23 protein-coding genes are annotated in these 23068 nt (G+C 39.5%); 6 read left to right on the plus strand and 17 right to left on the minus strand.

Annotated features, from left to right (window positions below):
• Positions 1-41 precede the first annotated feature (41 nt).
• The 3 genes from AC3B5B_RS02210 to AC3B5B_RS02220 all read right to left on the minus strand — a co-directional run bounded on the left by AC3B5B_RS02210 (position 42) and on the right by AC3B5B_RS02220 (position 4180).
• Positions 42-2114, minus strand: a complete 2073-nt coding sequence (locus AC3B5B_RS02210; protein WP_489769187.1) for a bacterial Ig-like domain-containing protein — start codon at positions 2112-2114, stop codon at positions 42-44.
• A 135-nt stretch (positions 2115-2249) separates the two neighbouring features.
• The gene (gene radA / locus AC3B5B_RS02215; protein ID WP_489757184.1) at positions 2250-3617 is read right to left on the minus strand and encodes a DNA repair protein RadA; all 1368 of its coding nucleotides are present in this window, start codon (positions 3615-3617) and stop codon (positions 2250-2252) included.
• Between the two features lie 26 nt (positions 3618-3643).
• Complete coding sequence (locus AC3B5B_RS02220; protein WP_489757183.1) at positions 3644-4180, minus strand: dCTP deaminase/dUTPase family protein; 537 nt, start codon at positions 4178-4180, stop codon at positions 3644-3646.
• A gap of 93 nt (positions 4181-4273) precedes the next feature.
• On the opposite strand from AC3B5B_RS02220, the gene AC3B5B_RS02225 reads away from it, so the two are divergent.
• From AC3B5B_RS02225 to AC3B5B_RS02235, 3 genes are all read left to right on the plus strand, one after another.
• On the plus strand, positions 4274-4588 hold the full coding sequence (locus tag AC3B5B_RS02225; protein ID WP_489757182.1) for a GNAT family N-acetyltransferase: 315 nt from the start codon (positions 4274-4276) through the stop codon (positions 4586-4588).
• Complete coding sequence (gene rpiA / locus AC3B5B_RS02230; RefSeq protein ID WP_489769188.1) at positions 4575-5261, plus strand: ribose-5-phosphate isomerase RpiA; 687 nt, start codon at positions 4575-4577, stop codon at positions 5259-5261. Before AC3B5B_RS02225 ends, rpiA begins: the two co-directional genes overlap by 14 nt.
• Before the next feature lie 70 nt (positions 5262-5331).
• A complete protein-coding gene (locus AC3B5B_RS02235; RefSeq protein ID WP_489769189.1) occupies positions 5332-6675 on the plus strand; it encodes a C1 family peptidase in 1344 nt (447 codons plus the stop codon).
• A gap of 240 nt (positions 6676-6915) precedes the next feature.
• Here the strand turns inward: AC3B5B_RS02235 and AC3B5B_RS02240 are convergent, their stop codons facing one another.
• The 4 genes from AC3B5B_RS02240 to AC3B5B_RS02255 form a co-directional block, all read right to left on the minus strand.
• Positions 6916-7413 (minus strand): shikimate kinase, encoded by a 498-nt coding sequence (locus AC3B5B_RS02240; RefSeq protein ID WP_489769190.1) that lies wholly within the window; start codon positions 7411-7413, stop codon positions 6916-6918.
• Between the two features lie 3 nt (positions 7414-7416).
• Positions 7417-8706: a 3-phosphoshikimate 1-carboxyvinyltransferase gene (gene aroA / locus AC3B5B_RS02245; protein ID WP_489769191.1), complete on the minus strand. Its 1290-nt coding sequence runs from the start codon at positions 8704-8706 to the stop codon at positions 7417-7419.
• Between the two features lie 97 nt (positions 8707-8803).
• On the minus strand, positions 8804-9970 hold the full coding sequence (gene aroC / locus AC3B5B_RS02250) for a chorismate synthase (RefSeq protein ID WP_489769192.1): 1167 nt from the start codon (positions 9968-9970) through the stop codon (positions 8804-8806).
• Between the two features lie 3 nt (positions 9971-9973).
• Positions 9974-11038: a serine hydrolase domain-containing protein gene (locus tag AC3B5B_RS02255; RefSeq protein ID WP_489769193.1), complete on the minus strand. Its 1065-nt coding sequence runs from the start codon at positions 11036-11038 to the stop codon at positions 9974-9976.
• A gap of 358 nt (positions 11039-11396) precedes the next feature.
• Here AC3B5B_RS02255 and AC3B5B_RS02260 point away from each other — a divergent pair, with 358 nt between their 5' ends.
• Positions 11397-13484 carry a KUP/HAK/KT family potassium transporter gene (locus AC3B5B_RS02260; protein WP_489769194.1) on the plus strand — a complete coding sequence of 696 codons (2088 nt, stop codon included), beginning with the start codon at positions 11397-11399 and terminating at the stop codon, positions 13482-13484.
• Positions 13485-13595: 111 nt separating this feature from the next.
• On the opposite strand, the gene AC3B5B_RS02265 is transcribed toward AC3B5B_RS02260, so the two are convergent.
• Both AC3B5B_RS02265 and AC3B5B_RS02270 read right to left on the minus strand, forming a co-directional pair.
• Positions 13596-14276 (minus strand): 2,3-bisphosphoglycerate-dependent phosphoglycerate mutase, encoded by a 681-nt coding sequence (locus AC3B5B_RS02265; RefSeq protein WP_489769195.1) that lies wholly within the window; start codon positions 14274-14276, stop codon positions 13596-13598.
• Between the two features lie 13 nt (positions 14277-14289).
• On the minus strand, positions 14290-15231 hold the full coding sequence (locus AC3B5B_RS02270) for an AEC family transporter (protein ID WP_489769196.1): 942 nt from the start codon (positions 15229-15231) through the stop codon (positions 14290-14292).
• A gap of 111 nt (positions 15232-15342) precedes the next feature.
• On the opposite strand from AC3B5B_RS02270, the gene lepB reads away from it, so the two are divergent.
• Positions 15343-15927 (plus strand): signal peptidase I, encoded by a 585-nt coding sequence (gene lepB / locus AC3B5B_RS02275; protein WP_489757172.1) that lies wholly within the window; start codon positions 15343-15345, stop codon positions 15925-15927.
• Here lepB and AC3B5B_RS02280 read toward each other — a convergent pair.
• Both AC3B5B_RS02280 and AC3B5B_RS02285 read right to left on the minus strand, forming a co-directional pair.
• Positions 15924-16820, minus strand: a complete 897-nt coding sequence (locus tag AC3B5B_RS02280; protein ID WP_489769197.1) for a cation diffusion facilitator family transporter — start codon at positions 16818-16820, stop codon at positions 15924-15926. The genes lepB and AC3B5B_RS02280 overlap by 4 nt on opposite strands.
• A 252-nt stretch (positions 16821-17072) precedes the next feature.
• On the minus strand, positions 17073-17282 hold the full coding sequence (locus tag AC3B5B_RS02285) for a hypothetical protein (RefSeq protein WP_489757170.1): 210 nt from the start codon (positions 17280-17282) through the stop codon (positions 17073-17075).
• 226 nt (positions 17283-17508) lie between these two features.
• Between AC3B5B_RS02285 and AC3B5B_RS02290 the strand changes: the two genes are divergently transcribed.
• Positions 17509-18441 (plus strand): DUF5067 domain-containing protein, encoded by a 933-nt coding sequence (locus tag AC3B5B_RS02290; protein ID WP_489769198.1) that lies wholly within the window; start codon positions 17509-17511, stop codon positions 18439-18441.
• Between the two features lie 307 nt (positions 18442-18748).
• On the opposite strand, the gene rpsI is transcribed toward AC3B5B_RS02290, so the two are convergent.
• The 6 genes from rpsI to AC3B5B_RS02320 form a co-directional block, all read right to left on the minus strand.
• Positions 18749-19141 carry a 30S ribosomal protein S9 gene (gene rpsI / locus AC3B5B_RS02295; RefSeq protein WP_489757168.1) on the minus strand — a complete coding sequence of 131 codons (393 nt, stop codon included), beginning with the start codon at positions 19139-19141 and terminating at the stop codon, positions 18749-18751.
• Between the two features lie 13 nt (positions 19142-19154).
• The gene (gene rplM / locus AC3B5B_RS02300) at positions 19155-19598 is read right to left on the minus strand and encodes a 50S ribosomal protein L13 (RefSeq protein ID WP_489757167.1); all 444 of its coding nucleotides are present in this window, start codon (positions 19596-19598) and stop codon (positions 19155-19157) included.
• Positions 19599-19747: 149 nt separating this feature from the next.
• Entirely contained in the window at positions 19748-20491 is a 744-nt protein-coding gene (gene truA, locus AC3B5B_RS02305) for a tRNA pseudouridine(38-40) synthase TruA (RefSeq protein ID WP_489769199.1), read from the minus strand.
• The gene (locus AC3B5B_RS02310) at positions 20492-21289 is read right to left on the minus strand and encodes an energy-coupling factor transporter transmembrane component T family protein (RefSeq protein WP_489769200.1); all 798 of its coding nucleotides are present in this window, start codon (positions 21287-21289) and stop codon (positions 20492-20494) included.
• Positions 21282-22145: an energy-coupling factor transporter ATPase gene (locus AC3B5B_RS02315; RefSeq protein WP_489757164.1), complete on the minus strand. Its 864-nt coding sequence runs from the start codon at positions 22143-22145 to the stop codon at positions 21282-21284. Before AC3B5B_RS02315 ends, AC3B5B_RS02310 begins: the two co-directional genes overlap by 8 nt.
• The gene (locus AC3B5B_RS02320; protein ID WP_489769201.1) at positions 22121-22957 is read right to left on the minus strand and encodes an energy-coupling factor ABC transporter ATP-binding protein; all 837 of its coding nucleotides are present in this window, start codon (positions 22955-22957) and stop codon (positions 22121-22123) included. The genes AC3B5B_RS02315 and AC3B5B_RS02320 overlap by 25 nt, the downstream gene beginning before the upstream one ends.
• Positions 22958-23068 lie beyond the last annotated feature (111 nt).

The raw sequence follows: 23068 nt of genomic DNA on the forward strand, positions 1-23068 counted from the left end.
TCGAAGTCTTGCCTGCATGATCGGTATAACTATAATCAATTTCATAATAGCCCGGTGGTCACGTCAACATTATTAACAGGCGTGTAATTTTGACCCTCTTTTTTTTGATAACTAATCGTGACTAAATCCGGATCAATCGTGCCGTTGCGACCAATCAACGTACTTCCGTGTTCATCCAAAAAACGATTAATTAAAGCTAATGATTGATTCTTAGTCCAAGCCTTGGCTGGTTGGTTACTTTGGGTGACGGTTGTGCCTTGGGCTTCAATAGCCGAAATATCAGGGACAACTGTTACCTGACAATCAGTCTCCGCTTGATTGCCAACGGAATCAATATAAACATAATGAACGTTATAAACACCTGGATTGTGTGGATCCACATTGTCCCCACTAACTGTTAAATTAGCTGCGTTGAGATCACTTGGTTGAACTTTATTACCAGTTTCATCAGTTAAATAAGCTAACCCCTCAATCGGATTCCAAGTGGTGTTAGGTCCAGCAACTAAAGTCAAATTTTGACCAACTAAGGCGACTTGACTTCTAACTAAATGAATTGTTTCTGGCGACGTAATATCATTACCATATTCATCTGTATAGTGATAATTAACCTTTTGCTCACCAGCTTGCGTAACATCTACTGGCTGATCGGTACTAAATTGTGGGTTGTCAACTTTCTGACCATTACTATCAAAAATTGCATCTAAATTATCGGCTGGCTGCCAAACTGGCGTATTCGGTCCCATAACAATCGTAGAACCATGCGTTACAACTTTAGCAGTGGGTGCACTAACCGTGACCTGCGTTGTTGCCTGATGCTGATGATTATTACCATCCGTATAGGTATAAGTTGTTTCATACAAGCCAGCCGTCGTGACATCAACATTGCCGATCGTCTCAACCTTATCTGCTGGCGTAATTGTAATGCCATTTTCATCTGAGCCCAAATCGTAGCCGTCTGCAGCCTGCCACTGGTCGGTTGCTAATTGACTTTGAGGAATAGTTTGATCAGCTTGAGCCTGTACGTGAGCATAGTTCGGCATCACTTGAACCGTTACTGGTACACTAATCACCTGACCCGAAAGAGCGGTAAATTGATAAGTTAAAGTCACTGTTTTGGTTGGCACACTAAAATCAGTAAAATGGGTCTTATCAGTGCAGGTATCATAATTCATCTCCGGATCATTAACCGCCGCCATTAATTCGTCCCAACCTAAAACTGCTACTTGGTTGTCAGCATCGGCTACTGCTTGACCATCACTATCGATCACATCCGCAAAATCCCATTTACTAGGACATTCGTGATTGGTTTCATTGCCAGCATAAACAGAGCGCTTCTTACCATCGGTTTTTACTGCTGCCTGATCTCGATTAACGACAATATTTCTTGAAAAATTAGTCGTCTTACTGCTGTCGCTAACACTGTACGACACTTTATAACTTTTATTAACGGTTAAATGCTGGGGATCAAACCCCGCATTATCAACCACTTGAATTTGATGGGTCAAATCCCCATTAACACCTGCCGCCAATCCAGCATCAATGTCAATGTTCGTTTGATCCGGATAAACTACTAAATCATGAGCAACATATGGAATTTCTGCTCCGACACTTGCTTGGCTTTTGGACTGAGCAGGTTGCACGTTGACCACCCTCTTCTGATCTCCAGTAGCCTCAATATTATTAGCTGAGTTCCTTGATGAGGACACAGGTTGAGTAGTTGTTGGTAAGTTAGTTGTTACATGATTATTAACTTGTGGAACATCATTTGTAGACTCAGGACTAACCGGAGTACTATCATTAACCACAGCTGCGTCAGTATTAGCCTGACTGCTAGCTGCACTATTTTTTGTCGATGGCGTTGCCGTTGGTCCTGTTGGCTGTGAAGTTGATATCTGCTCTGGACTAGTGGCAGTTGTTTGATCAGTAGCTGCCGCCAGATTCGGATTACTATCCGCTGAATTGAGATCAGTGTCTAGTTTGCTATCTTGAACATCCGCATGAACTGTTTGGCTGGATTTATTAACCCCCATCAAAGCCAAACTAGTTACCGTCATCGTCGCCATAACCCCAATTTTTTTAGGCTTTTTGTTAAGTCCCCTAATATCGTGCTTCATGTAGTTCTCCCCCAAAGAACGCAACCTTAATTATTCCCCAATAATAAAATTGCAAAATTAAAACTGTCTAATCTTTTGTAATCGTAACACACCGATTTTCTGATAGCAATCACTTTTTAGTGAAAAATTATACAATTATAAAAATACTTTTTTGATAGTCTCATTTAAGGTGTGCACCGCAACAATTTGAATGTCTGGATAATCCCCTCGTACTAACTCATTGTTAGCAGGGACATAAATCGTTTGAAAGCCTAACTTTTCGGCTTCCTTGACCCGTTGGTCAATCAGATTAACACGGCGGATTTCGCCCGTGAGGCCAATTTCCCCGACGAAACAAACGTCACTCGCTAAACTCCGATTTTTGCAACAAGAAACAATCGCCATCGCCATCGCCAAATCAATGGCTGGTTCATCTAAACGCACGCCCCCTGTGGCTTTGAGATAGGCGTCCTGATTTTGGAGCAAAATATTGGCTCGCTTTTCTAAAACTGCCAAAATCACCGCCACGCGATTATGATCCAAGCCTGTAGTCGTACGTTTGGCATTACCATACAAAGTTGGCGATGTTAACGCCTGAATTTCTACCAAAATAGGCCGTGTCCCTTCCATAGAAACTACCACCGCAGAACCCGTTGCATTATTCAAGCGTTCGGCCAAAAAAATTTCCGATGGATTTTGGACTTCACGTAATCCCGTATTGACCATTTCAAACATGCCAATTTCATTGGTCGAGCCAAAGCGGTTTTTGACCGAACGCAAAATCCGATAATTATGGTGTAAATCGCCTTCAAAGTATAAGACCGTATCTACCATATGTTCTAAAATTTTGGGTCCCGCAATGGCACCGCCTTTAGTCACATGCCCGACGACAAACACAGTAACGCCTTGTTGTTTAGCAATATTCATTAATTCGGCTGTTACTTCTCTGATCTGGGCGACACTGCCAATAGCTGAAGCTAATTCGGGTTCATTCATTGTTTGTACGGAATCAATCACTAAATAATCTGGCTTTTGTTCATTAATTGCATTGCGAATAGCTCCCATGTCCGTTTCTGGATAGAGATATAAGTTGTCACCTTGAATTTGCAAGCGATTAGCGCGTAATTTAATTTGGGCTGCACTTTCTTCGCCGGAAACGTATAAAACTCGGCCCCCCGTTTGCTCCAGTTGTCCGGAAACCTGCAATAATAAGGTCGATTTCCCAATTCCTGGATCACCGCCAATTAACACCAATGACCCCGGCACTACTCCGCCACCTAAAACTCGATCTAATTCCGTCAAGCCTGTTTGCACCCGTTTTTGTTCATCAAAACTGACCTGATTTAATTTAACTGGTTGACTCGTTGTCGAACTAACGCGACTAGGAGTAGCTTTTGTATTAACCGGCCGCTGAACTTCTTCCACTAATTGATTCCAGGCCCCACAATTTGGACACCTTCCTAACATTTGGGGCGCAATATAACCACAGTTTTGACATACATAACGCGTTTTGGCTTTGGCCAATGTACTTCATCTCCTATTATTAATTTCTACTTACCTGAAGAACCAAAGCCGCCTTGCCGCGGTGTTGTACTAATTTGGTCATCAGCTGTCCGTAAATACTTTATAAAAATGCCTTGGCAAATGCGTTCACCCTTTTTAATTAGATAATCAGTTGGATAATAATTTAACATTTGCACAAAAATTTCGCCTTCATTTTTGGCATTATTATAGTAATCTGCATCAATCACCCCGATGGAATTAGGCAACATCAAGCCCCGCTTCAACGGACCACTAGAGCGATTAACTAACAACAACACTTCATCTGCAGGTAAACTGACTTTTAAACCAGTTGGTACTAAAACTGGTTGTAAAACTTTCTGGGCCCACTGAGCCCAGCGAGTAGTTTCTTGATAGCGACTTTGCCGCCAAATCAGTTGGGCCAAGGGATGTTTCCAAATAGAAGGTACAACAAAATCTTCGGCGGCCGCTAAGTCATATCCTGCGGCGGCTGGCGTTTGCCTTTTGGGCAAAATCAAGCCTTGATTTTGGTACCGAGTGACAAATTCAAATTTACGCTCTACCATAACTTTAATTTTCTTCTTTCAATTTTTTCTTATTATGAATAATTTAGATTATACTTAATTTAACCAGACGATACATTAAGGAGTTGAACAACTTTGGCTTTTGAGCACAAGGACCAAGAATTTTTCCAAACCAATCCCCAAGGTGAGACCATGGTACAATTACACTATACGTTATTACCGCACAAACAGGCGATTAGCATTGATCAAATTTTTGTCCAACCAGAATATCGCAACCAAGGTTTAGCCGGAAAAATTTTATTAGCGACGCTTGATTGGGTACAACAACAAAACTTAACAGTTGTACCAGTCTGTCCGTTTGCGCGCCAATTTTTTCAGCGTGAACCCAAGTTTCAATCGTTATTAGCAATCAATTCAGACAAGGGAGATAATACTGATGAATCAAGATGAATTAAAAAAGATGGCGGCTATTAAAGCCGTAGATTTTGTTCAATCAGATATGATTTTAGGTTTAGGTACTGGCTCCACTGCTTTTTATATGGTTGAAGAACTAGCTCGCCGCGTCAAAGAAGAGCATTTACAAGTTGATTGTGTCTCCACTTCTCAAAGGACCTATCGACAAGCCCAAAATCTGGGGATTAAGATGCACCCTTTAGCAGACATCGAGCAGGCCGATTTAACTATTGATGGCGCCGACGAAGTCGATGCCCAATTTCAAGGTATCAAAGGTGGCGGTGCCGCTTTAACTTATGAAAAAACCGTAGCAATTAATTCCAAACGCAATTTATGGATCGTTGATCAATCTAAAATGGTGCAACAATTAGGTCAATTTCCACTGCCTTTAGAAGTTAATCCCTTTGGTGCCCAACAATTAATTGCACGTTTAACTCAGGAACAACTCCACCCCCAATTACGGTATGAAAAACCACAACAGTTAGTCAAAACCGATATGAATAACTATATTGTGGACTTACATTTAAACCAGATTGAACATCCGCACTTATTAGCTGACTGGTTAGACCACCAAACCGGAATTATTGAGCATGGTCTTTTCTTAGACTTAGTCAATACCGTGGTCATCGGTCGCCCTGAAGGTCCCCAAGTTATCGACAATATTCGTTAAAGTACTAGTCAAACGTCCAACTTTCCGCTATATTTAGCTTAAGCTTTTTTAATTTAATGGAGGATTTTTTATGACAAAAGCAATCAGTCAAGCTGATTTACAACAATTTCAAGCAGATTTTGACCAAATGCCCGCGGCACAAGTCATCAAAAATAGTGTTGCCAATAATGGTATTTATCAATCTAGCGAAACTTTACAATCACAAATCGCGATGGATCCGACTTTTTCCATTGATTTAACTACTGGAAAAGTTGCCGATCAAAAACAATCCGGTCTTTGCTGGGTTTTTGCAGCGTTAAATACCTTGCGCCACCCCATGCAAAGCAAATTTAAAATTAAAGACTTTGAGTTATCTCAAGGCTATGTCTTTTTCTGGGACAAACTCGAAAAAGCCAATTATTTCTACGAAAATGTCATTAAAACTGCTGATTTGCCCATTGGTGATCGCAAAGTCGACTTTTTAATGACCACTCCGCAACAAGATGGTGGACAATGGGACATGGTTTGTGCCCTCTTTGAAAAATATGGTGTTGTGCCGAAAAGCGTGATGCCCGATACTGCTAGTCGAACTAATTCTTCAGAGTTAAACAGCGTTTTAAACACTAAATTACGCAAAGATGCTGTTGCTTTACGCCAATGGCTCAAAGACGGTGTTCCCGACGCCACGGTTGAAGAACGTAAAGAAAAGATGTTATCCGAAGTTTACCGGTTATTAGCTTATGCTCTAGGTGAACCACCCATACAATTTGATTGGTCTTATCGTGATGATGACAATCAATTTCATTGTGAAAAAGCCATTACGCCACAAGAATTTTATAAAAAATATATTGATTTAGATTTACCAGATTATATTTCCACCATTAATGCTCCAACTGACGACAAGCCTTATAATCATGTTTACACTGTCGAATTATTAGGAAATGTTGTCGCTGGCCGCAATGTTCGGCATTTAAACTTAGAATTAGCAGATTTTAAAGTCAGTGCCGTCAAACAACTTCAAGCCGGCGAAGCCGTGTGGTTTGGTAGTGATGTCTCCGCCATGTCCGACCGCAAAAAGGGAATTTTAGATACTAAAATCTATAACTTAGCTGACTTATTTAATATCGATTTTTCGATGACTAAAGCGCAACGGTTAGATTATGGCGAAAGCTTAATGAACCACGCCATGGTCTTAACTGGAGTTGACTTAGACGATCAAGGCCAACCAACCAAGTGGAAAGTTGAAAACTCTTGGGGTGAAAAAGTGGGAACTAAAGGATACTTTGTGATGAGTGATGCTTGGTTCGATCAATTTGTTTACCAATTAGTTATCAACAAAAAATACCTGCCACAAAAAGCGCAAGCAGCTTATGATGCTGAATGTGACGATCCAAAAGTTTTGGCGCCTTGGGATCCAATGGGTGCTTTAGCTTAAAGTTAAGTACTAACTGTATTCAATAACAAAGTTCAAACTTTACTTTCAAATTGAATGTCATTCAACACCAACTACTGCTTTGGGCAGTAACCGAAAAAGAAAATGTTCGCCTCAAGACGAGCATTTTCTTTTTTTATCCTTATTTTATTGACACTAACTTTGAAATTACCAACCACTGGGTTCGGCACAAAAAGTTATCCACAGCTACTTACTGTTGCTTACGTTGTGATTTGACCTTTTTTATAAACTTTGAACTTGCGTTAAGATTTGATCCATAACTTGTGTTGGCAACAATGTGTCCGTTTGCACAACAATGTCTGCTACCTGTTGATAACTTGCTTGTCGTCTTGCTTTTAATTGCCGTAACTGTTGCATATTTTGGGCTAGCGGCCTGGAAGTATCATTTTTAATTCGGTGCCAAATAACAGGAAGGTGTGCATCTAACCAGATAATCGGCGCGGGGGAGTGCTTTAAAACTTGTACATTGTCAGTATTTTCCAGCGTACCTCCACCTAACGCTAACACTCCCGGTTGCGTTAATACTTGTGCCAACGCCTGCTGTTCCAATTTGCGAAAATACGCTTCACCCTCAACAGCAAAAATCGTGTTCACGCTTTGACCACTGGCTTGTTCAATCCACTGATCTAAATCCCAGAGCGGTAATGCCAATTGCTGTGCTAACAGTTGCCCCACTGTGGTTTTACCTGTTCCCATAAATCCCGTCAAAATAATATCCATGACTTAAACTCCAATGACTTTATCTAAATCCCGCCAAAACTCAGGATAAGAAATTGCCACACATTGTTCGTTATTTAATGTGAGTGCCGCCGGAACAGTTAATGCCGCAATCGCTAACATCATAGCCAAACGGTGATCACCGTGACTATCCAATTTAACGTTGTGCTGCTGCCACTGCGTTGGACCTTCAATCTGCCAACCATCAGTTCGCGCTTGAATCTTCACACCTAATTTTCGTAATTCTTGGGTCACTGTTTGAATGCGATCAGTTTCTTTGTAATGTAATTCCTGCGCGCCTTCAATCACGCTAGTTCCATGTGCATTGGCCGCTAGTAAAGCTACCAACGGCAACTCATCAATGATGCTAGGAATTTGTGGAGCAGTTAAGTGAATCGCTCTTAAACGACTGGTCCTGATTTCTAAATCACCCCATAATTCCCCGGTCGTCGTTTGGGGACTAATTTGGATTTGGGCACCCATTTGCTGTAGGACTTGCAAAAAGCCACTCCGCGTAGGATTTAACCCCACATGCTTAATTTTTAAATGGGAATTAGGGACTAAGGTCGCCGCCGTTAACCAAAAGGCTGCCGCCGACAGGTCCCCGGGAATGGTTAATTCCTGACCATTGAATTGGGTAGTTGGTAAAACTGTAATCGTCCTTTGATCCGTTGCTGTGACAACTGGTACCCCAAACTGGCGTAACATTACTTCTGTATGATTGCGTGTTGGCAATTTTTCCACAATCGTTGTGGGTTGCGTGGCTTGTAAGGCAGCCAAAATAACCGCACTTTTAACTTGTGCACTCGCCACGGCTAATTCAATTTGCGTACCGCTTAACTTTTGTCCCGTGACGATAACTGGCAAATGTTCGTCAGTAGTCCTAATATTGGCTCCTAACTGCTGCAAGGGAACACTTACCCGAGCCATCGGTCGTTTAGTTAACGAAGCATCCCCTACTAAGGTTAAGCGCCACCAACCGCCTGCCAACAGTCCCATTAATAAACGCACGGACGTTCCCGAATTATTAAAGTTAAGCGTTGTTTGAGTGGGACGCCAAAATTTCAAGGGCCGACCACTAATTTTAATCGTCGTGTGCCAGCGTTGGATCGGAATTTGGAAGCTTTGTAACACTGCTAATGTCGTCAAACAATCTTGTCCCAAACTTGCTTGGTGTAAAAGCGTCGGGGTCGAAGCTAACGCTCCCAAAATTAACCCCCGATGCGTAATACTCTTATCACCCGGTAAGGTTAACGTTCCGTGTAAACCTTGCGGCGCATATCGTAAATCTTTCATTCTCTTGATCCTTAATTCTTAAAAATTAATTCCACAGTCAAGTTCGCACTGGAAACTTCTACAACTGTGCAGTCCCTTTAGTTTCAAGCTCAGCTGGTTAATATTCATCCAGTTCTTGACGGTAAGCCGAAACTTGCTCTTGTAAACGTCCCAAGTTGGAACCATCAAAAGTCGTAGTAATTTGTTTGACTAATTCAATGGCCACAACACTTTGAATCACTAACGAGGCGGGGACAATGGCCGTAGTATCTGAGCGCTCAACATTGGCCTTTTGCTCAACTTTCGTATCAATATTCACTGACGGCAAGGCATGATACAGCGTCGGTAATGGCTTCATCGCTGCATTAATAATCAAAGGCATGCCATTAGTCATACCACCTTCAAATCCACCTAAATGATTACTAGAACGCTGCCAGTGCTGATCTTGATAAGTGATGGCATCCATTGCTTGGCTGCCCAAATGCTCACTATTCAAAAAGCCAGCGCCAAAACTAACTCCTTTAATTGCGTTGACGCCCATTACGCTAGCAGCAATTTGGGCATCAAATTTGCTATCCCAACTAGTATAGCTGCCTAAACCAGCAGGCACGTTTTCCACAATAACTTGCACAACGCCGCCTAAAGTATCACCTGCCCGTTTAGTTTGATCAATGAGTTCCTTAATGATCGGTTCTTGTTGATTACTCAAAATTCGTAAATCATTAGTTTGAATTTGCTGTTGAATGGCCTTCACCCCCAAATTCTGAGGATTGCCAACGACCTGCGGTCCAACTTGATAAACATAACCGACTAATTGAATATCTAACTGGTTCAATAATTGCTCACATAAATTGCCAATAGCCACCCGCATTGCGGTTTCGCGCGCTGACGAGCGTTCCAACACATTCCGTAAATCCCGATGACGATACTTCATTCCTCCAACTAAATCTGCATGTCCTGGACGCGGCCGTTTAACTTGCCGCAAGTTAGCCCGCTTGGACGTGGTAGCTAACGGATTCATAACATCTTGCCAATGACTAAAATCACGATTGGTAATTGTTAGGGCAATGGGAGAACCTAAAGTGACTTGTTGGCGAAGACCACCAGTAACTTGCACTTGATCATGCTCAATTTTTTGCCGATTGCCACGACCATAACCACCTTGTCGTTTTGCTAAGGCATTATTAATTTGCTCCAAATCTACTGCCATTCCGGCGGGAAAACCTTCAACAATACCAGTTAATTGCGGGCCATGTGATTCGCCAGCTGTTAAATAAGTAAACATCTTTTAACCTCGTTTGTTCATTAATTCGTAAAATTGCTTAGCCAATAAAATAAAATTAGTAGCGTTCGCGTTATGCCGATTACTAAATAAAATTACGGCAGTTTTTGCATCATCACTCATCAAAACCACACTATCAAAGCCTTGTTGCACCCCGTGCGCATAAAAATAATGTTGCCGCACATCATGATAAACACCGCCATTATATAGACCATTAGCTGTTGGCGTTCGTAATTTACGTAAATCGCTTTTCGTAATAATTTTACCTTGAATAATCGCTTTTTGCAGCCGATAAAACTCAGCGGGATTCGAGTATAGTTGGCCGGCACCTCGTTCAAAGTGAATTTGTGACCATTGCCAAGTTAACGGTATTTGATAATTCACCGTTTGATCCTTAACTGCATAGGCAGTTACATGGTACGGGTTAGCTAAATAATCCGCTGTCACATTAGTATTGTGCAGCCGCAATGGTTTTTTAAAAAAACGATTAAATAAATGGCTAAAAGATTGATGGTAAACTCGCTGTAAAATTTGTGCCAACAAAATATAATTAACATCACTGTAATGCCACCGATTAATATATTTTTTATCCACTTTGACATGCATCTTTAAATAATGCTGCAGGTGTTGCGTTGTGACATTAGGATTTTCTGGATCCATCACTAATCCCGACTGCATTGTTAATAAATGCCACAAAGTCAAGTTGGCACTATACGGAATTTGGGGAAAATATTTACTTAACGGATCTGATAAATGCAATTTGCCCTGCTCTTGGGCCTTCATTAATAGTGTTGCTGTAATCGCCTTTTCCAATGAAGCTAATTGATACGTTGAGTGCTGTGTCAACGGCTGTTTTTGTTGATAATTACTATATCCTTGTGTTGTGCGGTAATAAGTTTTACCATGCTTAATTAACAAGACACTGCCGCTAAATTCATTTTGTTGCAGTAATTGTTGATAAGCTTGGTACCGCGCTTTAGTAGCCTGCGCTTGAATTGGTTGCACAGCAAATACCAAACTAAAAATAAATAACCAACTCAGTAACACTGGGAAAACAACGAACTTTTTCATAAGACACCTTCAAAATTTAATCTGTCTAATCATATCATTTACCTTTCTGTTAGAAAAGCTCTTCAGTTGTTCGCAATTTTTTCTGTTATAATCAACTATGATTAAAGAGCACTTCAAGTTTTAAAAGCAGCAATTTAGCAGTCAGCTTAAAAGTTACATGAAAAATTAAATCTAAGTTTTACGAGGTAACCAGAAAGAGCACAATAATGTAATATTGACACCTTACCAAAAACTAAACATTGCTGCTAACAAGCGGCATTAAAAATGCTTTTGGCTGAATCTGTTTTGTGTTAATACTCTAGCTTTTTTTGAGTTTTCCTTGATTATCTTTAGATTAAATAAGGACAAGCGATTAACTATGAAATTTCAGAATACAATTCAGCAAAAGAAAAATTTGCAAAATAAACTATCCATGGGTGGTATTTTAGTTGCTTTAGGTGTGGTTTATGGTGATATTGGTACTTCACCAATGTATACCATGTCGTCTTTAATTCATGGCAATGGTGGTTTGAGTCATATTTCAACAGATTTTATTTTGGGAACCGTTTCGTTAATTTTTTGGACTTTAACTATTATCACGACCACTAAATATGTTTTAATTGCTTTACGAGCTGACAATAATGGCGAAGGTGGTATCTTTGCTTTATACACTTTGGTTCGCAAAAAAGCTAAGTGGTTGATTATTCCAGCAATGATTGGTGGCGCCACTTTTCTGGCTGATGGCATGATGACGCCCGCGGTCACCGTCACAACGGCTATTGAAGGCTTAAAAGGTGTCCAAATTTTGCATCATATTCCCATTACAACGCAAGGAACAGTCATTTTAACCACAATCATTATCTTATCGTGCTTATTTTTTATTCAGCGCTTCGGTACGGAAGCCATTGGTAAAGCTTTTGGTCCGATTATGATGCTTTGGTTTACGTGTTTAGGAGTAATCGGCCTGTATCGCTTAGCCGGTGATTGGAGTTTTCTGCGCGCTTTAAATCCCTATTACGCTTTTAAAGTGCTCGTGAGTCCACAAAATAAAAACGGGCTCTTTATTCTTGGGAGTATTTTTCTGGCAACTACTGGTGCTGAAGCTTTGTATTCGGATATGGGGCACGTCGGCCGCAATAACATTTATGGTAGCTGGCCTTACGTTAAATTGTGCCTCTTAATTAATTACTTGGGTCAAGCGGTTTGGATTAACCAAGTTAAGGGCCAAGCAGCTTATCAAAAACTGACCGATCTTAATCCCTTTTTCTTAATGGTTCCGCAACGCTACCGCTTAGCGATGACTTTGTTAGCTACTTTAGCAGCGATTATCGCTTCGCAAGCGTTAATTTCGGGTTCCTTTACGCTGGTTTCGGAAGCCACGAAGTTAAAAATTTTACCTCGTTTACGCATGAATTATCCGACCAATTTCAAAGGTCAATTGTATATTCCGGCTGTGAATAACATTATCTGGGTTATTTGTTCTTTTATTGTTATTTTCTTCCAAACTTCAGCTAAAATGTCCGCCGCTTACGGCTTAGAAATTACCATTACTATGTTGATGACTACTTTATTATTAAACGCCTGGTTATCAACTACCAAAGTTAATCGCTGGTTAACGCGTCTTGTCATTGCCTTTTTCTTAATGATTGAAACGGTCTTTTTAATTACCAATAGCGTCAAGTTCTTACATGGTGGCTATATTACTTTAGGAATTGCGCTTTTATTAATCATCATCATGGTGATCTGGCGGTATGGTGAATTATTGAAAAATGATAATACCTTCCACCGTGAATATGTGTCTTTACTAGCTTATAAAAATCAATTACGCGAATTAAGTCAGGACCAAAGCTTACCCATGTATACCACTAATTTGGTTTATCTAGCCAAAGTTAAAGATGGTTATAAAATCAAAAAAGACATTCTGTATTCTATTTTAGATAAACGTCCTAAACGGGCTCAAGTTTATTGGTTTGTGACCGTGAATGTTACTGATAAACCGTACACGACTGCTTATAGTGTGGACACTTACGGCACTGATTATATGGTCAATGTACAGTTATATTTAGGTTTTCGTATGGAACAAAAAGTTAATTTCTTCTTGCGCCAAATCGTGAACGAAATGATGATTAAAAAAGAACTTCCGCGTCAACCACAACGTTATACTACGATTCCGGATCGTAGTGTGGGGGATTTTTCCTTCGTTTTGATTCGCGAGGTTTTATCACCAGATACGCAACTAAACAATTGGAAAAAGAATTTAATCCAAAGTCGTCTCTGGCTTCAAAAGTATACCGTGACGCCGGCAATTTGGTACGGCTTATCCTACTCCGATGTGGTCACAGAATATGTTCCTTTAACCTTGGGTCAGGTGCGATCTGACCGGTTACAGCTCATTCAACGTGATCCCAAGATTAAATATAATTCGGAAGAGCTGGATGATGAAGACGACGATGAAGATGAATACTAATTAATTGGAATCATAAAAATAGAGGTTAAGATCATTAACACAACGAACCTGCTGGGTGGGGTGGAATGATCATTAACCTCTATTTTTTATGCAATAACCTAATTAAGAGTGTTACTTTGTTAAAACTACTTTACTTATAATCTGTAATTGAGCGTCTAATTGGTAAACAATAGGTTCACAATTTCCCACTTCGACGCCATCAATTGCCTGGTCAGAAATCTGTTCCAAATATTTGATTAATGCTCGTAATGTACTGCCATGCGCAACAATCAATTGATTATGCCCCGCTTTTAATTTAGGACCAATCACCTCTTGAAAATATGGTACCGTCCGTTCTAGGGCCATTTTTAAGCTTTCCGCGCGCGGCAAAATGTCTTGCGGCCACCCTTGATACACACGCTGACTAGTATCTACCGCTGGTAACAACGGCGGCACACTATCAAAGCTCCGCCGCCATAAGGCTACCTGTTGCGCACCAAACTTTTGCCGGGTAAAATCTTTATTCAACCCGCGTAGCGCGCCATAATGACGTTCATTTAAGCGCCAAGATTTATTAATCGGGGTCGCTAATGCTGCACACTGCTCCTGAATTAGATAAGCTGTCAAAATCGCTCGTTTTAAGACTGAAGTGTGTACTTGGGCAAAAGTCAATTGATGTTGCTTTAATAATTGACCAGCATGTTGTGCTTGCTGCCTTCCCTTTGCGGTCAAATTCACATCTGACCAACCTGTATACTCATTATGTTCATTAGCCACGCTTTGTCCGTGCCGCACTAAAATCAACTTAACCATTAATCTTCCTCTATCAAAAACTAATTGTCACTACATTCATTAAAATGGGCACCATCACCAAACTAAAAATCGTAGTCGCAGTAACCATCACAGCTGCATAATCGGAATCCGCACCGTACAACTTCGCTACTACCGGGGCATTCGTCATCACTGGCATCGCTGCTTGTAAAACAAAAACTTGTTTCATTAAAACTGGGACGGATGCCGACTTAACTAAGATAAACATTAAGGCTGGTGCTAAGATAAACCGTCCTAAAAAAATACCCAACATATCTTTACTTAAGCGAATATTCTTTAAGCCCACTTGGGCTAATTTCATCCCAATAAAAAACATAGAGAGCGGAATAGTTAAATTACCAATATATTTAAAATCTGAATTCAAAAAAGTAGGCACTGAAATATGACATAAAACCAAAATCACGCCAATTAAAAAACCAAGTAATGGTGGCGAAAAAATCTTTTTGAGCATCTCTGACCATTTTAGTTTTTCATTATTCGAACCATCCAAGCGAATCAGATACACGCCTAACGTCCAAAAAAACGTCGTATTAGCCATGTAATAAATTAAAACATATGGCAAACTGGCTTTACCAAACAGCGCCATGTTCACTGGTAAACCCACAAAGACCGTATTCGAATTGGAAAACATAGATTTAAACAAACCTCGATGTTTGGAATCAATCCGTAAAACAGACTGCATCACCCAGGAAATTATGAATAATAACATCATTGATAAAATTGGAAATTTTAAATCAGGAAAAATCCGAAAAAGTTCTCCTCTAGAAAACTTAGACGTGATAGTATTAATCATGTAACACGGTAAGGCTATCTGCGTTACTAATTTAGAAACAATCTGACTAAAATTTTCATCAAACCATTGTCTGACTGTCAACCAATAGCCAACTACAATCATTCCTAAAATGATTAACACACCACTAATACTATGCAATAACATAACTTCATCTCACTATCTTACTTAGCCTATCTATTCTATGTTAGCATGATCCCTTCAGATTTTCAGAAGAGATTGACACGGTGGGAATTAAAAAATAAAGGCGGCTTCCGTATGAAGATACAGCTTCACTGGGATTGGAAACAATTTTGGCACAAAAATCACTTATTTATCATCATTTTAGGCGGCTTTATCATTACTGTCGCTTTATTTTCTTATCTTTTATTTAATGTTGTTTGGATTAATGGCACCGTACATGGTCAATCCATGCAGCCCAACTTTTACGCTAACGACCGCGTTTTAGTTAAACCCAATGCTCAGATTCACCGCGGTGATATCGTCTTATTAGATCCCCCCGGATCCACTGAGAACAAACTTTTTGTCAAGCGGGTGATTGGCATTCCGCATGATCAAATCACTTCTAAAAACGATACCACTTACATCAATCACCAAGCTATTAACGAACCTTACCTCGATCCTTACAAAGCCAAATTAGCTCCGGGAAAGTTACTCACCAAGAATTTTAAATTAAAAAATCTGTTTGGTATTTCTCATGTTCCCGCAGATAATTATTTTGTAATGGGCGATAACCGCCGCAAGTCGGCTGATAGTCGTAGTTTTGGCCCCGTCAAAAAAGACCAAATTTTAGGGGTTGTCAAAGTTCGTTATTGGCCCTTAAATCGCATCAAATTCTATTAATCATGCTGTTTTTGATGGACTATTTGCTCCTGTAAACCATGCTTAAATTCTGGTTGTAGTGTGACGTGTTCTATGCCGTACTCTTTGAGAATTTGAGCAATTTTTTGGTAGAGTTGTTCTAACTGGGAAGTCGGTTCATCCTCCTGAACATTAATATGTGCATCAAAAGCAATCAATTGTTCATCAATGCGCCAAACATGCACATGATGTACCCGCACCACCTCAGGCAAGGCTTGAATCTGTTGACAAACTGCTTGTAAATCGATTTGCGGACTAGCTTCCATCAAAATTGCGACCGTTTGTTTAACCACTTCCAGTGATTCTTTTAAAATCCAAACGGCAGTGATTAACGTAATTACGGGATCCGCCCAATACCAATTAAACAGTTGCACCAGGATTGCGGCTAAGATGACGCCAAAAGATGACAAGGCATCCGCCGCCATATGTAAAAAAGTTGCTTTAATATTTAAATTATGTTGTGAACCCTGCATCATGATCAGAGCGGAAATCAGATTAGCTACAAAACCAATCACCGCTACAATTAACATCAGATGACCATTAACTTTTTGTGGATGAAAGAGCCGCTTTAGACCTTCCACTGCTAAAAAAATTGTAATTGCAATTAAAATAGCTGAATTGACAAAAGCGGCTAAGATTTCAGCGCGCTGATAACCAAAAGTCTGCCGTTCATCATTAGCCTTTTTACCAATTAAATGAGCAATAAATGACAAAACGACTGACAAAGTATCTTCCATATTATGAAAACCATCAGATACCAACCCTAAACTGCCCGCAACTAAACCGCCAACTAACTCAGCTCCCGTAATTGTGGCATTTAAAAGCGTTACTAGCGAAAATTTCACAGTCGACATTTCCTTATGCTTTTCAGTCATTTAATATTACTCCTTTGAACTTTATTTTAAGTTAAATGACCAAAATGTTCAATCCGAATTCTATAACTTATTCCAATGTACAAAAAAAGATTGACGCTAACTATTGCTTCAATCTTGACTACATAATTTTAATTGCTCAATACCGCTCTCGGTAAATTGCTTTAAACTTTTTACTTCAAAAATCAGAAATTTGGTCTGAAGAAGTTAGACTAGTTGGTACCCAATGACTAAATTCAGTTGTCAAAACTGTAATTAATGATTAACTTTCACATTAACCTTAATGGGTTGGTGGACGTCCAGATTGTCAGAATAATTCGTTTGTACCCAATTTTTCATTCGTTGAATAGCTTCCCGCCGTGATACATTATGACAAACTCTTTTAGCAACCACGCGCTCACCATTAACTGTATTAAACACACAAACTACTTCGTAATCACATACCTGACGATTGAAAACAAACATAATCATTCCTCCATCAGAACCCTCACTCTTTTAGCAACCAGAATGTTATATCATTTTTGGTTCAAAAATTCAAGGGGCTTGCTGTATTTTTCTGATTATTGGCGCCTAATTGAAAAAAATTTTTCCTTACCAAACGTTTATTTTTTAAGATTTAGTTGAGTTTTCATCAGAATAGTTTAATTTGAGGGCCAGATTGTATAAGATGTTGTAGAGGAGGCTGATGTATATGCCGAAACAAAGATCGAAACATCAATTTAAAACCAATCAAAACAACAATTTAACTAATAACAATCCCGTGCCACAACAACCCAGCGCTCCCAGAGCACCTGAGCCTGTGGCGCCTAATTTTTCTGAACAACCAAAAGCTCCTTTAAACACTAATCTCCCCCCCAAACCGGATTATCCGCATAATCAAACACCAAATTATCAAATGCCACCGACTAATCCCCAACCAAGTAATGATAGCAATAATCATGGCAAACATAATAAGGCTTGGTATAAACAACCAATTTTTTGGATTATTGCAGTGCTCATTATTGTAGTAGCTGCAATCTTACTAGTTTTCTTACTTTTACATCCGACTAAACAAGCACCGAAAACCACTGATCATCCTAAAAGTGAACAGACAACTTCTAAGCAACTACCGTTAAAGAAGCACCCGAAGACTACGAAAGTCACGCCCGCTTTAAAGAAAGATACTGCAGCCAAAGATGTCCAACATAGTGAAGCTAATGAACGCCAATGGAAAAATCCGGGTTCCTATGACAATATGAAATATGAGACTGATGATTTTACATTAGAGCTGAATAATTCGGCTGACGGCGTTAAATTGATTTCTGACGCTAATAATAAACCAGCTTTATATATTGAATACACAATTACTAATAATTCTAAACAAGATTTGAAACCAGCAGATATTGTTAGTCAAGATTTGCAATTAAAACAGGATAATCAAATTTTAAATGCTAATAACGATATTGGTGATAACCAAGATATGAAAGATCGTTTGAATACCGCTCAACAAGCAGTGGCTGCCGGTCAAAAAGCCCAAGCAGCAATGCTTTATTCCGTGAATAACACTAAGGATCAAATTTCCATGTTCTTTATGAACTTAAAAACTAAACAGCCTATTGCTACAACGCAACCGTTTAAGTTATAACACAACAGCAATTTCAAATTGATCATGCTGATAAATGATTGAATTTATAATGTGGCCTCCGAAGTTAGCACAACTTCGGGGGCCTTTTTGTGTCTAATTATCTAAGTAAAATAAGATTGATCTTTTCTCTTTATGGAAAGATGATAATATACTTCTTTTTTATTGGCATAATTCTACTTTAGGTGTTCTTTTAATGCTCACTGAAACTCAACTAATCAATAGCTATTAAAACTAGCAACTAGCTACCTAATATTTAATTGAACAAATAAAAAACACTTTCGTAATCGAAAGTGTTAGTAGAAATATCTTAACGTTTGGAAAATTGTGAAGCCTTACGAGCCTTCTTCAAACCTGGCTTCTTACGTTCTTTCATTCGTGGATCACGAGTTAACATGCCTGCACGTTTCAAAGGTGCCCGAAAATCAGGATCTACTTCCAATAAAGCCCGCGCAATTCCATGACGGATTGCACCAGCTTGACCAGAAAAACCGCCTCCATGAACATTAACCAAGACATCATAACTATCAGCAGTTTCAGTGATATCCAATGGTTGTTTTAAATCTTTGATCAAACTTGCAGAAGGAATGTAATCTTCTGCAGCACGTTTATTAATTGTTACTTGACCCTTACCAGGGACCAAGCGTACACGAGCAACTGAGTCTTTACGACGTCCAGTTCCAGCATAAGATACTTGTGCCAAATTATTCTCCTCCTTAAATCAACTTATTAACATCTAAAACTTCAGGTTGTTGAGCTGCATGTTTATGTTCTGAACCTGCATAGACATAAAGCTTCTTAAATTGTTGACGACCAAGGGAATTCTTTGGCAACATGCCGCGAACTGAAGTTTCAATCAACCGTTCAGGCTTTTCAGCCAACATTTTACCTGCAGAAGTAGTCTTCAACCCACCAGGATGATTACTATGATGATAGTACATCTTCTTAGTAGCTTTCTTGCCGGTCAACTTCACTTTGTCGGCGTTAATAATAATTACATTATCACCAGTATCAACGTTCGGGGTAAATGTTGGTTTATTCTTGCCACGTAAAATTGTAGCGACAGCTGATGATAAACGACCTAAGACGACATCAGTTGCATCAATCAGATACCATTTACGTTCAACTTCGCTTGGTTTAGCTAATGGTGTTGTACGCATTTGTTTTCCTCCAATATCTGTGTTTGTTCACACACTCAATAAGTTTCCGGGGCTCATCGTGGGGTAAACAATACCATTTATCAGTATAATCGTTAATTTTATTGAAGTCAATGATAAGTCACTGTTGTTTTCAACACTCACGTTTTAACTTAATAGAACACTTGCTTTAAAAATAAACCACTAGCAGGCGCTGTTACCCGGGCCTGTTGTCGATCTTTGACTTCATATAATCGCAAAAAATCGTGCACATCACGCCGACCGTTACCAATTTCCAAAAGTGTTGCGACCATAATGCGCACCATATTATACAAAAAACCATTACCGTGAAAAATAAATTTCAATTGTCGTGGATAGTCACTTAAATCGAGCTGGGCTTGATAAATTTCGCGTACTTTATTTTTAATAACGCCACCACTGGCAGCAAAGCTAGTAAAATCATGAACACCAACAATATCTTGTAGCGCTATCTGTAAGCGTGAAACTTCCAGTGGATAAGGGTAATGACCCGTATATAATCGTAAAAAAGGATCCGTATAACGCCCCAAAGCCACCCGATATTCATATATCTTACTAACCGTATCAAAACGGGCATTAAAATTTTCCGGGACAATTTGGGAATTTGTAAAGAGGATATCTAGCGGCATGAGACTATTTAACGCCTTTAACATTTGCTCCGCTGGAATATTTCCCGGGTAATTAAACGAAATAACTTGTCCTAAAGCGTGCACTCCTGCATCCGTGCGTCCCGAACCAATTATTTCAACTAATTGACCCTTCGTCATCTTAGCTAAAGCCTGTTCAATAGTACCTTGAATTGTTGCTAATTGTGGCTGTTTTTGAAAGCCATGATATTTAGTGCCATCATACGCCACAGTCATTTTATAAGTCGTCATTTAATAACTCCGTAAAATTAAAAGTAAAATTGTCAGTAATCCAAATGTCATTAACATGATGGTATCTTTTTTTTGCCAGTGCAACTGACGATATTTACTTCTACCAGCACTACCTTGATAGCCCCGTGATTCCATCGCCACTGACAAGTCATAAGCAATATTAAAACTACTAACAAATAACGGAATTAAAATCGGAACAATCGCTTTGATTTGTTTAATAATATTTCCTTCGCCAAAGTCCACGCCCCGCGCCCGCTGAGCATTCATAATCTTAGTAGTTTCATCAGATAACAAAGGAATAAATTGTAAAGCAATTGACAACATCAAAGCTACTTCGTCAACCGGAAAATGAACATATCGCAACGGTTTTAATAATGATTCAATCGCGTCAGACATTTGTAACGGAGTAGTGGTAATTGTTAATAAAGTTGAAATGAAAATAATTAAAATAAAGCGAAAAAAAATGTATGCTCCATTAGTCAAACTCAAAATTGATAATGATAAAAAGCCCCAGTGCCAAAAAGGATGCCCCCCAGGTGTCAAAAAGACTTGCAAAGCAACCGTAAATAAAATAAGAATTAACATCGGGCGAATACCACGCAAAAAGAAACTCAGCGAGATTTGCGACAAATAAACCGCCCCAATAACAAATGCCAACAAAGTGGCGTAGGTTAACCAATTATTAGCTAAAAAGACAATAATAACAAATAAAAAAGTGGCCGTAAATTTAGCTCGCGGATCCAACTGATGAATGAATGAATTGCCAGGTAAATAACGCCCAATAATAATTTTACCCATCGTTCTCTCCTCTCAATTGTGGAACTAACTGTGCGACTAGCTCTGGCATCGTAATCGGCAATGATGCAAATTTAAAGCCCCTTTGTAGCAACTTTTGTGCAAATTGCGTACTTTCTGGTTGTAATAAATGATGCTGAGTTAAAAATTCTTGATCATTAAAAATCACTTGTGGACTAGCAGCACGAACCAATTGTGCATGGTCCATCACTAAAACTTGGTCACTGTATAATGCCACATCTTCCATTTGATGAGAAATCAACACAATCGTAGTGCCAGTTTGATTCAATTGGGCAAATAACTGCATTAATTCCTGATGTCCTTGGGGATCTAAACCTGCTGTTGGTTCATCCAAAATCAATACTTGTGGCTGCGATGCTAAAACACCCGCAATGGCCACCCGCCGCATTTGCCCACCAGATAAATCAAAGGGTGACTTATCAGCTAAACTTTGTGGTAAGCCAACCAAATCTAACATTTTTAAAGCTAAGTTATTAGCTTCACTCGCATCTACACCAAAGTTTTTCGGACCAAAACTAATATCTTCTTGGATCGTTTCTGCAAATAACTGCTGTTCTGGAAATTGAAAAACCATCCCTACTTGCTGACGCAACGGCTTTAAATGCTTATTTTTTGTCTCTGCAGTAATTTTGTGCTGACCAATTGTTACCGTGCCACTGGTCGGCTTTAAGAGCGCATTCATATGCTGCACTAAAGTTGACTTTCCACTGCCAGTCTGACCAATAATCGAGGTAAAACTGCCATCAGCAATTTCAAAGCTGACGTCCTTTAAGCCAGTATACGCCAATGGTCCATCAGCTTGATAAGTATGTGTTACCTGTTCAAATGTAATTGCCATAATTTTTCAACCAATTCCTGCTTTGTTAAATATTGATTATCAATTGCAATTTTTTGTTCCTGTAATAATAATTGCAAGCTTTGCGTAAACGGTGGTTGCAAACCAAAATCGGTTAGTTGTCGCGGATTTTGAAAAATATCTTTCACAGCACCTGTTTTTAAAACATGCCCCGCTTTTAAAACCACTACCTGATCTGCTTGAACGATTTCTGTTAGATCATGGGTAATTGATAAAACTGTCATGCCTAATTCCTGTTGTAAAGCTTTAATTAATTGAATAATATCGCGACGACCTTGCGGATCCAACATACTCGTGGCCTCATCCATCACAATAATTTTAGGTTTTAATGCAATAATACCAGCAATTGCAACTCGTTGCTTTTGACCACCAGACAGTAACTGTGGCGACTTTTGCGCATAATCTATCATTTGTACACGCTCTAAAGCCCAAGCCACTCGTTGGACCATCTGTTCTCGGGGCATACCCTGATTCTCTAGGCCAAAAGCGACATCATCTTCAACGGTAGCACCCACAAACTGATGATCTGGATTTTGAAAAATAATCCTCAACTGTTCCCGAATCGTCCAAAGTGTTTCATCGGATAATACTTGCCCAGCAACCTTAACTTGTCCTGATTGTGGTTGTAATAATCCATTTAAAATTCGGGCCAAGGTACTTTTACCACTACCATTACGACCAATAATAGCGACCCATTGCTTGGGTTTAACTTGTAAACTAACCTGATCCAATGCTGGTGTTACTGCTTCTTCATAAGTGTACGTGACATGGTCTAATTGAATAATATTTTCCATGCTGTCACCTCATCTCAATAGTGCTTTTAATCAATATCATACCATAGACTTTCTTAAATATAATCAAAACCACAAAAAAATCATTCCCGAAAAGTAGCGCTAAAGCATTAG

Source organism: Bombilactobacillus sp. ESL1187 (assembly GCF_058107155.1).